The sequence below is a fragment of the Marinilactibacillus sp. Marseille-P9653 genome (genome assembly GCF_916618885.1).
In the GTDB taxonomy this organism is placed as follows: domain Bacteria; phylum Bacillota; class Bacilli; order Lactobacillales; family Carnobacteriaceae_A; genus Marinilactibacillus.
In genome coordinates this window covers 373,995-389,027 of record NZ_CAKAKH010000001.1, presented here as the reverse complement: position 1 = coordinate 389,027, position 15,033 = coordinate 373,995, and the positions used below count along the sequence as shown (strand labels likewise).

The 15,033-nt window shown below is 38.1% G+C and carries 11 protein-coding genes; 1 reads left to right on the top strand and 10 read right to left on the bottom strand.

Going from position 1 to position 15,033, the window contains the following annotated elements; translation table 11 throughout:
* Nucleotides 1-9: 9 nt before the first annotated feature.
* From LG377_RS01930 to gnd, 10 genes are all read right to left on the bottom strand, one after another.
* Nucleotides 10-1,899, bottom strand: a complete 1,890-nt coding sequence (locus LG377_RS01930; protein WP_225743040.1) for a glycoside hydrolase family 13 protein — start codon at nt 1,897-1,899, stop codon at nt 10-12.
* 4 nt (nt 1,900-1,903) lie between these two features.
* Nucleotides 1,904-3,601 carry an alpha-glucosidase gene (locus tag LG377_RS01925; RefSeq protein WP_225743039.1) on the bottom strand — a complete coding sequence of 566 codons (1,698 nt, stop codon included), beginning with the start codon at nt 3,599-3,601 and terminating at the stop codon, nt 1,904-1,906.
* Nucleotides 3,602-3,742: 141 nt separating this feature from the next.
* Entirely contained in the window at nt 3,743-4,702 is a 960-nt protein-coding gene (locus LG377_RS01920) for a LacI family DNA-binding transcriptional regulator (RefSeq protein WP_225744610.1), read from the bottom strand.
* A 255-nt stretch (nt 4,703-4,957) separates the two neighbouring features.
* Nucleotides 4,958-5,815: an endonuclease/exonuclease/phosphatase family protein gene (locus tag LG377_RS01915; RefSeq protein WP_225743038.1), complete on the bottom strand. Its 858-nt coding sequence runs from the start codon at nt 5,813-5,815 to the stop codon at nt 4,958-4,960.
* 21 nt (nt 5,816-5,836) lie between these two features.
* Nucleotides 5,837-8,017 carry a PTS transporter subunit IIBC gene (locus LG377_RS01910; protein ID WP_225743037.1) on the bottom strand — a complete coding sequence of 727 codons (2,181 nt, stop codon included), beginning with the start codon at nt 8,015-8,017 and terminating at the stop codon, nt 5,837-5,839.
* Between the two features lie 43 nt (nt 8,018-8,060).
* Nucleotides 8,061-9,032, bottom strand: coding sequence for an ROK family glucokinase (locus LG377_RS01905; protein ID WP_225743036.1), 972 nt, complete (start codon nt 9,030-9,032; stop codon nt 8,061-8,063).
* A gap of 11 nt (nt 9,033-9,043) precedes the next feature.
* Nucleotides 9,044-10,744 carry an alpha-glucosidase gene (locus LG377_RS01900; protein WP_225743035.1) on the bottom strand — a complete coding sequence of 567 codons (1,701 nt, stop codon included), beginning with the start codon at nt 10,742-10,744 and terminating at the stop codon, nt 9,044-9,046.
* Nucleotides 10,745-11,065: 321 nt separating this feature from the next.
* Nucleotides 11,066-11,368: a hypothetical protein gene (locus LG377_RS01895; RefSeq protein ID WP_225743034.1), complete on the bottom strand. Its 303-nt coding sequence runs from the start codon at nt 11,366-11,368 to the stop codon at nt 11,066-11,068.
* Between the two features lie 108 nt (nt 11,369-11,476).
* A complete protein-coding gene (gntK, locus tag LG377_RS01890; RefSeq protein WP_225743033.1) occupies nt 11,477-13,018 on the bottom strand; it encodes a gluconokinase in 1,542 nt (513 codons plus the stop codon).
* Nucleotides 13,019-13,128: 110 nt separating this feature from the next.
* On the bottom strand, nt 13,129-14,046 hold the full coding sequence (gene gnd / locus LG377_RS01885; protein ID WP_255612726.1) for a phosphogluconate dehydrogenase (NAD(+)-dependent, decarboxylating): 918 nt from the start codon (nt 14,044-14,046) through the stop codon (nt 13,129-13,131).
* A gap of 128 nt (nt 14,047-14,174) precedes the next feature.
* Here gnd and LG377_RS01880 point away from each other — a divergent pair, with 128 nt between their 5' ends.
* Nucleotides 14,175-15,026: a MurR/RpiR family transcriptional regulator gene (locus tag LG377_RS01880; RefSeq protein WP_225743031.1), complete on the top strand. Its 852-nt coding sequence runs from the start codon at nt 14,175-14,177 to the stop codon at nt 15,024-15,026.
* Nucleotides 15,027-15,033: the final 7 nt, after the last annotated feature.

Below are 15,033 nucleotides of genomic sequence, written 5' to 3'. Positions count from 1 at the left end.
CCCTAGTAATTAATTTCTGACCAAGTGTGAAGGTAACACTTTTAATTGTTTCATTCTTTCTTTTGTACGTTGGCGTTTTTGCTCTATACGCTCGCGCTTTTCAGCTTCTGTGTCTAAATGATAATAGACAACAAAGCCATTTTCATGAAGGACTGTTTGATTATCATAATGAACTGTGCCTGTTTCTAAAGATAATTCTGCCTCTACTGGAACCGAGTCTAGAAAAGCATCGTCTCTGTCTTGATTGAAGTAGAATATTAATGACTCATTCCCTAAAGTGCGTTTAAATCCGATCAACTGCTCATCATCTCTAACATCGTGCCAATTCGTTGCGCCATAAGTTAGAATGTTTTGATAATTTTTACGGAAGGAAATCAATTTTTTGGTAAACTCTAGCATATCTTGATCCTGAAGTGAGCCATCCCAAACCATGCATTTTCTACAATCAGGATCCATATCCCCATAAAGCCCAATTTCTGTTCCGTAATAAATACAAGGTGTCCCTGACTGTGCAAACATAAAAGATAGAGCCGATTTGACTAGCTCCTTATCTCCTTTTGCTTTTGTCAGCAACCTAGGGGTATCATGTGAATCCAACAAATTGAACATCACTTCAGAAGTTTGTTGTCTATATAACATCATCTGTGCATTCAATCCAGATACCATACGTGAAGGTGAAATGATTTTCTTCAAAAAATAATTTTCGATATTATCATTGAAGGCATAATTCATCACTGCGTGGAACTCATCTCCATTCAACCAGTTTTGAGAAGAATGCCAGATTTCACCTAAAATATAAATATCTTCTTTGATCGCTGTTGTTTCTTTGAAAAATTTCTTCCAGAAGAAATGATCTACTTCATTCGCCACGTCTAATCTCCAAGCATCAATATCGAACTCTTCTATCCAATATTTTGCAATATCTAATAAATAGTCCTGAACTTCTTGATTCGCTGTATTCAGCTTCGGCATATGTCCTGTAAAAGCGAAGGTTTCATAATTCACTCGTCCAACATTTTCCATTTCATCCGTCGTCAATTCTCCAAGATTTTGTACTGGATAACTATGGATATAGAACCAGTCTGTGTATTTTGAATTCTCTTGATATTTCAGCACATCTTGCCACTGCGGAGAATGCCATCCCATATGGTTGAACACTGCATCTAGCATAATTTTGATACCTTTTTCGTGAGCTTTACTGATTAATTCTCTAAACGTTTCTTTATCTCCAAACGCAGGATCAATTTCGTAATAGTCTATTGTGTCGTATTTATGATTAGAAGAAGCTTTGAAAATTGGGCATAAATAAATCCCATTGATCCCAAGATCTTCTAGATAATCTAATTGGTTAATGATGCCTCTTAAATCTCCACCATAAAAGTCGTCTCTAGACGGATTTTCTTTATCCCCCCATGGCAATGTTCCTACGGGATTAATCGACGCATCTCCGTTTTCAAAACGATCTGGAAAAATCTGGTACCAAACTGTTTCCTTTACCCATTCTGGAGCTTTAAAGGCATCAATTTCATGGATATAAGGAATTCTAAAGTAAAAGCTCGCTTCTTGTAAAAAAGCTTCTTCATATGGATAAACACCTTGATCAGAATAGAATACTTCAATCCCGTCTTGACCGGTCACATGAAATCCATAAGACATTCGATTAGTTTGTTCGTGGGTATCAATTAGCCAATAGTCGTGTAAGTTAGTACTGGCTATTTTTTTCATCTCCTTACCTGTTTCGTACCATTTATCCGCGTCAATCGTGTAAGGATCTCCACTCAATAGTTCGACATGAGCGACATCTCCAGCTTGTGTTCTCAAGCGGATGTGGAAATGATCTTTTTCGTATAGGTAGGCATATTCGCTTTCAGTTCGGTGGTACAATGCTGCTGTGTTCATTTAATTAACTCCCTTTATAGTCTGATTTAATAACAAGTGAAGCATAAGGTGATAAGACAATTTTTCCATTGTTATATTGGTAATTTCCGACACTCAACGTACTGTCTTGCTCCATGAAATCGGTTAGGTCTAGCAAACTCTCTTGTGGCTCGTCACTTAAATTCGAGATGACAATCGCTTGTTCTTTTTCAAGTTGTCGTCGGTACGCCATGATTGGACTCTTAGAAACAAGCATCTCGTAAGATCCGTGCGTGAATAAAGCTGTTTTTTTCAGTTGAATGAGCTGTTTATAAAAGGTTAAAATACTCGCTGTGTCCGTTTCTTGAGCAGCCACATTGTATGCTGCTTCTCGATTAACTCCACTCCAAGGCTCTACAGTAGAAAAGCCCGCATAAATCTGGTCTGACCACTGCATAGCTCCTCTACTCGCATTGATACTGATAGATCCCAAATGGGTTTGCGCTTCTTCTTTAGTGACTCCTCTATCCAAAAGCGTTGCGTAAACTTCATGGATTCGTTCAATCCGTGTATTCTCCCAACGCTTTAATTCTAAATTCTTCATCCCGATTTCTTCACCGTTTAAAAGAACGGGTAAACCTCTTTGTAAGTACATTGTCGTCGCAAGTGTTTTAGCACTTTCTTCCCTGAATTCAGTGGGATCTCCTAATCTGGATACCACTCTTTGCATATCGTGATTGTTTAAGTAAAGGGTCATCTCACTGACTTCTCCAACTTTTCTCTGCCATTCATCCATAACTTGTTTGAAGGCTATGATATCTAACTTCCCTTCTTGATTCTCCAAAGGAAATCGGTCGTCTTTTTTTGTTGTATCCATTGGGAAATATTTAAAAGAGACAATCGAATCACAGGCTTCTCCTTTTGGAAAGGTGTACTTGACCGCTCTTTCTGGATCAGCGGATGCTGCCTCACCTAGCAAATAAGCATCTGGATAATCTTCTCTAATACTTGCAGAAAATTCTCTCAGATAGTCATCTACTTGAGGTAAATTAGCAAAAAATTCTTCTGCACTAACCAGTTGACCAGGATCTGCATAACGAGCATCAGGATATCCAGGCTCTTTCTCCATGTGAATAAATGCATCAAGCCTATACCCGTCAATGCCTTTTTCTAGCCAGAACTTCGCTATTTGGATCATTTCCTTACGAACCAATTCGTTTTGCCAGTTCAAGTCTGGCATTTCTTTATCAAATAGATGAAAATAGTAATCACCTGTCTCAGATTCTTTCTCCCAAACAGATCCACCAAAAAAAGATTTCCAGTTGTTTGGTAGCTTTCCCTTTTGCTCTTCTTCCTTCCATATGTAGTAGTCTCGGTAAGGATTGTCCGGTCCTTTCAATGCTTCCTGAAACCATTTATGTTTGGAAGATGTGTGATTCAATACAAGATCAAATAAAATTTTGAGTCCTCTTTTATGAGCCTCCTCAATTAACAACTCTACTAATTCCATACTGCCGTATTGTGGATCAATGGTGTAATAATCAGAGACATCATAACCATTATCCACATGTGGAGAACTAAAAATTGGATTCAACCATATCGTCGTTACTCCTAACTCTTGAATGTAATCAAGCTTTTGGATAATACCTTTTAAGTCCCCAATACCATCCTGATTCGTATCCAAAAAACTTTTTGGATACACCTGGTAAATGACTTCTCCACTATTTATTTGATTGTTCGTCATTTAAATCCCTCCTTGTGAAGCGGTTTCATTATCATTCTAGCATCTGTCTTAAAAGAAACAAGGTAATCTTCAATGTTACCGATAACAGAAAAAACCAGAGCTCATGTGCTCTGGTCCTGAATCCATCATATTTTGAATCATCTAAACGGACGTTTCCCGTGTGGTGCCTCCTAGTTTTAATTCAGTCTCAAAAATCGCATTTTCTTGAGGAAGTCCACCAGCATTGATTTTATTTAATACTAATTGTACTGCAGCCGCACCCATTTCGTCGAGTGACTGTTTCAAGGTCGTCAAAAATGGATAAGCAATCTGATCCAAAAACACACCGTCGTGTCCGATAATCCCATATTCTTCTGGAATATTACCGCCTTGTTCTTGCAATTCTCTACTGATTCCTAAAGCTAATCGATCTGTTGCACAAATGAATAAGGTATTCGAGTTGAATTTTTGCCAATTTTCTCTAATAAAAGTCGCTGAAAACCGTGATCGATTCTCTAATTTAACGACTTGCTGCTTTAAACCATATATTTCCATAGCGTTCCGGTAGCCTTTTTCTCTAGATAACGCAAACGGTTCGTTGACATCCATACTAATGAATACGATGGTTTCATAATTTAAAAGCACTCCATATTCTACTGCTTTTTCAATACTCTTTTGATTATCGCTATCGACAAAATCATATCCGTGGGTATTTTCGCCAAACAATACCATTGGTTTATCGAGAGTGTTGAGCCATTTGTAGTCCGTTTCTCTCATCCCACATACAATGTATCCATCTGAATCCCCAATTTGAGTATTGCGCTTTGTTACTAGTTGAAGTCCATAAGAATGCTTTTCTAATTCATTCGCAATGCCCACAAGCAGTTGCATATAATAAGGTTCTACATAGTCCATTTCTTCCAGTATCAATAGTTTTATAATTTGTGTACGGTTATTAGCTAATGCTTTTGCCATGACATTCGGTTTATAGTTCAGTTCTTTCATTGCAGCATGAACCATGATTTTCAATTCTTCTGTTACCCTTTCAGGGTGATTGATGACTCGAGAAACGGTCATTTTAGAAACATTGGCTTTTTTTGCCACATCACTTAACGTTGGCAATAGAATCATCTCATTTCTACTAGTTCGGGAAAAGTTTTACCCGTAATGAAATACTCTTTAATCAGTTTTCAACTATAGCGTTCAGCTAATTCTAGCATATTTTATAATTAGCTGCTATATCTTACAACAGACCTCCTATATCAAATGGACAACCAAATAACACATACTATAATATTTTAAATACCTGGTTAGCACACAAAAGCACTGGATGTTTAGCAAGTCCAGTGCTAAGTGTAACGTTTGTTTAGAATCATATCATGTGCTTCTAAGATCTTTGACTATCAAAGCTTCAACACCAAAGTGGTCGCTGACAACTGGTTCCTGATAACCATCAAATACCACTCGGTAGCGATCTACCGAAATATTTTTTCCAGTAAAAATATAATCTATACGCTTCTGATCTGGCTGATCTTGCCATCCATCAATTGCACTTTGCACAGTCATCTCTCCTATCTTAGTGTTAGCTACCTTAAATGTATCCACTAAGAATGGAGCAGTTTCTTCTATAAGCGTATATCCTTCATTAGCAACTTTAGGATCGTTGTTGAAGTCACCCATCACAATCAGATTTTCTTTTTCGTCAAAATCGAGCAAGGCTAGTGTCTTATCCCATTCATATTTAAATAAATGTTCGCCAGTATCACTAAGCCACCATGAATAGTGACCTGATATTACAGTCCACTTTATATTATCTTGTTCAATCTGCGCTTTTAAAACTTTCCGAGTAAGATAACTAGTATAGTTTTTAGCTTTCGATATTAGATGCCCTTTTACTTCAAATGATCTTTTAGATAGAATCGCCACTCCTTCATCATACTTATCGTACCCAATGTGATTAGCTGTCCAACTCCAATAATAAGTCATTCCTCTTTGCCGCAGCTTCTGAACAAGTAAATAAGCGAAATTGTTATCTTTGATAGGAACTGAAAATTGTTCTTCCAATGGTCTAATAAAGAGGTCATCCTGAATTTCTTCTGCATTGATAGGCTGATTAACTTCCTGAAGTGCGATAATATCATAATCTACTTCCAGTAAACTTTCAACTAAACTGTTCAATTTCTCGTAAGGCTGTTTTTCAATCCATGAATGTGTATTTAAAGTTAATACCTTCATTATGATACTCCTTTAAACTCCTTAGTGAATCATTCCAATACGATCTGAATGATTAGTTTCTCCATTTGACTCTAAGACAAAAGTTTGGTCTTCTTTTAAATTAGTAAATACAGTGAGGATTGCTGTTTCTTTCCCTGCGCTTTTCACTTGTTCAAGATCCATTTCAGCTAGAAGATTTCCCGTATTAATTTTTTGCCCTTCTTTAACTTTTATATCAAAGAATTTCCCTTTTAACTCCACGGTATCAATACCCATATGAATCAGTACATCGATTCCTTCTACTGTTTTGATCCCAATCGCATGCTTGGTTGGAAAGATACTTTCTACTGTTCCTGAAACAGGAGCTACAATTAACCCTGAAGCAGGCTCAACTACATATCCGTCTCCCATCATTTTTTGAGAAAAAACCTCATCCGGTGCTTGTGTAATTGCCTTCACTATACCAGAAGTTACGCTATAAATTACTGTATCTATAGCGTATTGTTCGCTAAAAGGTTTTTCAGCTTGCTCCTCAATTATCATTTCTGTTTTATTTTGGTCAATAGAAGAAGTTGGAATAGCTACATTTGACTCTAATACATCGTTGATATCTGATTTCAAAACATCAGCTTTAGGTCCATAAATCGCCTGAACTCCTGTATCTTTGTGCACCAATCCCATAGCTCCAGCTTTTTTCCACTGCGTTTCTGTGCCTACTTTATTTGTGTCTTTAACGGTTACACGTAGACGTGTCATACATGCATCAACATCTTTAATATTTTCTTTACCGCCTAAGAGGTGTATAACATCATATACTTGTTGAGAAGCATCTACTGTTTGACTATCCTCAGATTCTGCTACGTCATTATCATAATTACCATTACGTCCTGGTGTTGAAAAATTGAATTTCTTGATTAAAAAATTAGTAAGGAAATACGTTCCAACAGCAAAAAGAATCGTTACCCATATATAATTAATTAAGTCGAGTCCAAGTCCTGCTTTCAAAGCTAACGGTGTACGCGTCAATAATTCAATACTACCAAATGAATGGACTCTCAAATTTACAATATCTGCCATAGCAAATGCAGCACCTTGAATGATCGCATAAATTCCATATAATGGCATAGCTGCGAACATGAACATAAACTCCAGTGGTTCTGTTACACCCGTTAAGAATACTGCCAGTCCAGCTGATACAAACATCGATTTATACCCTTTACGCTTGTCTTTATCGACATTTTTATACATTGCATAAGTTAAACCCATAAGTATACCCGAGGATCCAATCATCTGCCCTACTTTAAATCGAGCTGGAATGAATGTTTCCATGGCATATTGATAAGTGCTAGTATCGCCAGCAGCTTCTAGATTTACTAAATCACGCGCCCATGCTAGCCATAGAGGATCTTGACCAAAGACAAGTGACCCTTCTTGAGCACCGCTCAATACCTGATATGTTCCGCCAAGAGGCGTATAGTTTATTGGAATGGTCAGCATGTGATGCAGACCAAATGGTAATAATAAACGCTCAAGTGTCCCAAATAGGAATGGTGCTAAAATCGGTGCAGTATCTTGTGATTCCGCAATCCATATCCCAAAACTATTGATTCCTCCCTGAATCACTGGCCATAAAACTGACAGTATCAATGCTGCCACAAGTGACCATAAAATCACAACAAATGGTACAAAGCGCTTTCCGTTAAAGAATGAAAGAGCATCGGGTAATTTTCTATAATTGTAATATTTGTTGAATGCCATTGCGCCTATAAACCCAGCAATAATTCCAACAAATACACCCATATTCAAAGCGGGCGCTTCCAATACTGAGGTAAAATATCCGTCCACTTGAATTTCTGTTCCGAAAAGGGTTTGAGTAACCGCAGACTCATCAGCAAGCATATTACTTGTTACCCCAAAAACTGCTCCCGTGATACGGTTGATCAAAACGAAACTGATCCCTGCAGCAAAAGCTCCTCCGGCTTTATCCTTTGCCCAACTTCCACCGATAGCTAAAGCAAATAAAATGTGTAAGTTTCCAATTATAGCCCAACCGATACTTTCAATAACACTTCCTAATGCAACTAACGCTTCCAGATCCTGATTGATTAGCGGAATCGATCCACCAATACTAATCATTAGTCCAGCAGCTGGCATAACAGCAATGACACCCATTAATGCCTTTCCAAACTTCTGCCAGAACTCAAAATTCATCATTTTTTTCATTATCGTTACTCCTGTCTATACTAATTGGTTGTCAATTTTTCTCTTATGTTTTATCCGCTGATTCAAAGGCCAATGAGGCTGCACCTAGAACACCTGCATCATTTTCTAGCGTCGCGATTTTAATAGCCGTCCGCTTAGCTATCGTTGGAAAAGCATTGCGTTCAAAATTCGGTACCACATAGCTTAGTAGAAGATTCCCCGCTTTTGATACTCCGCCACCTAATATAATTGTTGAAGGATTTAAAACGTTTGCAATATTAGCACAGGCGACGCCTAAATATCTCCCGACTATACTCAGTACATGTTCAGCAAATGGATCCTTCAACTTAGCTGATTCAAAAATTGACTTGGACGTGATAACACGTCCATCCAAAATAGTCTTAGCCAAAACAGAAGAGTCCATATAACCCCTTGCTTCTTTTTTTGCGACAGCTACAATACCTGTTGCACTGGCGACCGTTTCCAAGCATCCGACTTGCCCACATGTGCAAGTGAAACCCTCATTTTCTACTTTTAAATGTCCAATTTCTCCTGCAGTATCAAGAAACCCATGGACCAGTTCACCTTTTACTATTACACCGCCACCAACACCGGTCCCTAAGGTTAAGAAGACAACGTTAGGATCGTTTTGGCCTGCACCTAGCCATTGCTCTCCAAGTGCTGCAACATTTGCATCATTGTCTAAAATAAATGGAATTTGAAATGCCTCTTCCATCTGCTCTTTAACATAAACTGTTTTAATCCAATTCAAATTAAAGGCCCCGATTACTGTTCCTTTCTCACGATTAACTGATCCCGGTGATCCCATTCCAATAGCTACTATTTGTGCTGGTAACAAAGTAGACTCCTCTATGTTCTCTTTAATTGACCTAATGATAAATGGAATGATAAGCCTTCCGTCGCTATCTACCGGAGTCGGGATAGCCCACTGTTTAATAATCTCTCCTTCTCTAGTTAGAAATGCAAACTTAATTGATGTTCCTCCTAAATCAATACCAATCGCTATTTCCCTCATTTTCTTCTCCTTTACGAAAGAATATAATAGTTTGGATCATGCCAAACTTTTTGTTTCGACACTTTATAAACTCTAGCCTCAAATGGACGTAATATCATAACTGCGTTCAGCTCGTCTACTACGCTATAATTACTTAACCTTAATTCTCCTAGTTCCAGTTCTTCACTTAAATCAAGCTTTGTAGACTCATTAAATAAATTAACTATGATCACAAACTCTATTCCCTCATAAACACGCAAATAGGCGTATACTTTTTCGTGGTCTTTCGCAATCAATTCGTAATGCCCAAATATCAATGTAGGGGTGTTCTTCCGCATCTTAATCATTTTCTTATAGTAGTGATATATCGAATCAGGATCGTTCAAAGTTTGTTTTACATTAATATCTGGGTAATTTGGATTCGTACCAATCCAAGGTTTTCCTGAAGTAAATCCGGCTTCTGGTGCATTAGACCACTGCATTGGGGTACGTGAATTATCTCGTCCGTTCTTCCAAATATATGCCATGATTTCTTCGTGAGACGCTCCGTTCTTAGTTTCAATTTCATATAAGTTGATCATGCCAACATCGTTGTACTCTTCAATTGAGTCAAACTGCACATTCGTCATACCAATTTCCTGACCCTGATAAATAAAAGGTGTTCCTTGCATAAAAAAGTAAAAGGTTGCCAAGGCTTTTGCAGATGTTTTTCTTAAATCCGCGTCATTTCCCCAAGTAGATACACTTCTCGCTAGATCATGATTTTCTATAAACAAAGCATTCCATCCACGTCCGTCAAGTCCTTTTTGCCATCTAGTCATGACTTCTTTTAATTCTTTAAGGTTTAGTCCTTCACCACTTGCTCCCCAAAGACCGAGATGTTCAAACTGGAAAATCATATCAAAATAGCCTTTTTCTTCTCCTACCCAGCGGTCCGCGTCTTCAACTGTTACGCCATTGGCTTCGCCAACCGTCATGACATTATAATTTTTAATAGTCTTTTCTGCAAACTCAGACAAAAATAGATCAATACCTGGCTGGTTCATATGTCCGTCAAAAGAGGGTACATAATCCTTATTTAAAGGATTCGGCATATTAGGATAACCCTTTCTTTTTTTGATGTGTGAAATAGCATCCACTCTGAAGCCATCTATTCCTTTGTCTAACCACCAGTTAACCATCGCGTAGAGATGCTCTCTTACTTTAGAGTTCTCCCAGTTTAAATCCGGTTGTTTCTTGGAAAACACATGCATGTAGTACTCATTAGTATGTTCGTCTAATTCCCAGACTGATCCTCCGAAAATCGACTCCCAATTATTGATTTCTGTACCATCGGGCTTGGCCGGATGCCAGATATAAAAATCACGATATGGGTTCTTCTTCGATGAACGCGATTCGATAAACCACTCATGTTCATCTGACGTATGATTGATAACTAAATCCATAATAATTTTCATTCCACGCTTATGTACTTCATCCAGCAATTCATCAAAGTCAGACATTGTCCCAAATTCCGACATAATACTGTGATAGTTACTGATGTCATACCCATTATCATCATTAGGTGATTCATACACTGGGCTTACCCATATCACATCAATTCCCAACTCTTTGATGTAATCCAGTTTTTCCAGTATACCTCTCAAATCTCCTATGCCATCTCCGTTTGAATCATAAAAACTTCGCGGATAAATTTGATACGCTACCGCTTTTTTCCACCATTGTTTCTTCATTAATTTAGCCACTCCATAATCTAATCACTCTTTCTATTTCAATCACAATAGCTCTAATCTTAATCTGTGTTTAGTATTCGTTCAATACTTTTCCTCATGTTACCGGTATCATATTTTTAAAATAAAAGAAAACAATACTTAAGATTCCTTTGTGAAATTTGATAAGTACAAAGAAGAACTCTCGCCATTAGCGAAAGCTCTTACCCCCGATTTAGTTATTCAAACTATAGAATATCTATCTACAGGCAATTTCCAATCTTAATGAGGACTAAAAGAGCCCTTCGATGAAATAATTCTCTCGAAAGGCTCTCTATGTAATGCTTATTCTTCTGTTTGTTTCATCTTGTAGTAGTTGTAGCCTAATTGTGCTAACTGCGTAATGATGAGTAAAGCGACGAGAAGTATGCTGATTGTCTGCGGCCATACATTATTATAACTGATAAACCAGACTATCAGTGCTAGAACAGGCGTAATCCACAATGTTCGAATAAATTTTCTTCTGTATGATAATCCAAAATAGGTAAACCGAAACCCTTTATCTGTCTTTTCACGGTCACGATAAACCACAGATAATACAACCGTCAAAATTAAAGATACAGTTAATGGTAAAATCATCCAAAGCATTCAATTCCCTCCTTTAAACTACTTTAAACATAGCATAAAGAAATCCCTCAATAAAGGTATTTACCCAATCTATACAGTTGTTTTACATGACTCGGACTATAACTAAACTCATTCCGTTTTTGTATATTTATTCTGAAACGCTACAACTGACTGATACTCTTGCTCGTATAATCGACTTAGTCGGATGAATATGGGTAATAACTCTTTATAGACGAGTCCTTTTTCTTTATCCGGGTGATTGATTGATTTTGTCTTCACCATTTTCTTCACTTCAGAAAGATCATCGATTTCTCCAATCGCAAATAATCCTAAAATGGCTGCACCTAAGCAGGCACTTTCTACTGTTTCTGGAACATGCACTTCATGCCCAAAGATATCTGCGACCATTTGTCTCCAAACTTTTGAATGGGCGAATCCCCCGGTAGCACGAACTTCTTTTGGTGTTCCAATCAATTCTTCTAGCGCCAGCAAGACCATATACATATTCATATTGATCCCTTCAAGGACCGCACGCATCATGTGGTCACGCTTATGGTGCATCGCCAGTCCGAAAAAAGATCCTCTAGCATTTGCATTCCAAGAAGGGGCTCTTTCTCCTGATAAGTAAGGGTGAAACAATAAGCCTTCAGACCCTGCAGTTACTTGGTCAATTTGGTCTGTAATCAGGTCATACGGGTTTTGATTCAGCGCTTTTGCCTGTTGTACTTCTTCAGCGCAAAACTCATCTCTTAACCATCTCAATACCATTCCACCATTATTAACGGGACCGCCGATGACCCAGTGGTTTTCTGTCAGCGCATAACAGAAGGTCCTCCCTTTTTCATCTGTAATCGGCTTGTCTGTAACGGTTCTGATTGCCCCACTTGTCCCAATCGTAATCGCAACTTCTCCTGGCATAACGGCATCTACCCCTAAGTTTGCTAGGCAGCCATCATTTGCTCCAATGACAAAAGGCACTTCAAGATCAATCCCCATTTCGTCCGCAAGATCTGAATTGAGCCCCTTAAACTGTGTCGTTGTCGAAACGAGTCGAGATAAATAATCCGAATCGATCCCTGCAATTTCTAAAGCTTCTTTGTCCCAATCGAGCGTATAAATATTGAGTAATCCTGTTGCGGAAGCAATGGAGTGATCAACAACATATTCCTTAAAAAATACATTGAAGACATATTCTTTTATCCCGATAAATTTAGCTGTCCGTTTAAAAATCTCTGGTTGATCTTTTCTGATCCACAAAATATTCGTTAATGGAGACATCGGGTGAATTGGTGTACCGGTTTTTTTATAGAGTTCTAATCCAGTTTGACTTTTGATTTCTTCTGCGTAAGGTTCACTTCTTTGATCCGCCCAAGTGATTGAAGGGGTCAAAGGTAATCCTTTATCATCGATCGCAATCAAGCTATGCATGGCAGCACTAAACGAAATGAGCTTCAATGACTTTTTGGAAATCCTGCTTCTATCCATGACTTCTTTGATGGAACGTTTTACAGCTTCTAGTATTTCTGTTGGATCTTGAACAGCCGCTCCCGGTTCTGGTACGTTTAAAGGGTACTCTACCGTAGACTGACTTCTGACTTTACCTTTTTGATCGAATAGGACAGCTTTTGTACTTGTTGTCCCCAAATCGACACCCATCATATATGTGTCCACACTGACTTTCCTTTCCAAATGCAATTCAATATGACTACTGATTACTTGATTTCATGTATAACTATACCCCTGATTCTAAGTGAACACAAATCAAGATTAATCCGTTTTCATTAATCTTGTTGTTTTTCTACCGCATGTCCACCAAACTGATTCCTTAAAGAAGCGACCACTTTCCCACTAAACGAATCCGTTTCTAAAGAGCGGTTTCGCATCATGAGTGACAATGCAATGACTGGTGCTGCCGTTTCTAGTTCCATCGCTGTTTCCACTGTCCATTTACCTTCTCCTGATGCCTGAACAACACCTTTGATTTGATCTAATTTAGGATCTTCAGAGAAAGCTGATTCCATCAATTCCATTAGCCAAGAGCGAATAACAGAACCATGATTCCATACGCGAGCTACTTTTTCATGGTCAAAATCATAAGGACTTTTTTCTAAAATATCGAATCCCTCACTAATTGATTGCATCATTCCATATTCAATTCCATTGTGAATCATTTTAAGAAAGTGCCCACTACCAGATTCTCCCGTATAGAGGTAACCATTTTCTACGGATAGATTTTTAAATAGCGGTTCTAGTTTTTCGAAAACAAGTCGGTCTCCGCCAATCATCATGCAGGCGCCCTCTAAAGCACCTTCCATTCCTCCGCTTGTACCGACATCGATATAGGAAATACCTTTTTCAGCGAGCTTGGAGTATCTTCTAACCGTATCTTTGTAGTGACTATTTCCACCATCAATTAATATATCTCCTTCACTCAAATGAGGGGTTAATTCAGTGATCAAGTTTTCTGTAATGTCACCTGAAGGAACCATCATCCAGATGATTTTCTGCTCATCCAAATGTCTGATCATCTCTTCTATTGTTTCTGCTCCGTAGGCTCCTTTTTCTTCCGCCTGTTTCACTTGATCTAAATGGATATCATAAGCTACAACTTCGTGGTTTTGTTTGATCGCATTTTGCATTAAATTGAATCCCATTTTTCCTAATCCCATAATTGCTAATTTCATATCTTCACCCTCCAAGGAAATATATTTCACACCGTTAGTATATAAAAGAATATTATTTTATTCAAGTTTAATATAAAAATATTTTCTTTCTTGTTGTTTCTATTTATAATAGAACTACAATCCATAAAGGAGTTAACGAATTCATGACACCTACTCAGAGCTGTAAAATTAGAATCCGGTCACTTTATGCCTCATTCAGTGAAAAGGAAAAACGATTGGCTAATTATATTTTAAATCATCCTGAAAAAATTATTCACGGAACGATTACTCAAATTGCCGCGGACACTCATTTAGCGGATTCGACGGTCTTCCGATTTTGTAAAAGAATCCAGTATAATGGCTTTCAAGATATGAAAATCGCCTTAGCTTCTGAACAAACAGAGACACTTCAAGATATTCACGAGCATTTGTCTGTCGATGATGATTCTCGTACCATTATTAGAAAAGTGTTTGAATCCAACATAAAAACACTTGAAGACACGTTGACCGTTCTAGACGAAGCCCAATTCAAACAAGCAATTGATGTGCTCCTTCATGCAAACAGAATAGAACTGTTCGGTTTCGGGGGATCCAACGTCATTGCACTTGATGGGTACCATAAATTGATTCGTACCGGTCTATCCGTTTCTGCGCAAATTGATGCACACATGCAATTGATGTCTGCCTCACAACTGACTTCTTCAGATGCGGCCATTCTGATTTCTCACACCGGTCACTCAAAAGATATTCTGGAATTGGTAGATATTTTCAAGCAGAATAATGTTCCAACCATTGGGATAACAAGCTTTACGCAATCCCCTTTAAATGATCAAGTCGATTATGCTTTACACACATTGTCCGAAGAAACAGACTATCGCTCTGAAGCGCTCTCCTCAAGAATTGCGCAACTCAGTCTTTTAGATGCGCTTTACGTCAGCATTATGATGCAAATAGAAGAAAAAGGAAAAGCCTCAATCACTAAAGTCCGTAAAGCCATACAGAATCGTAGAATATAACAGTAGA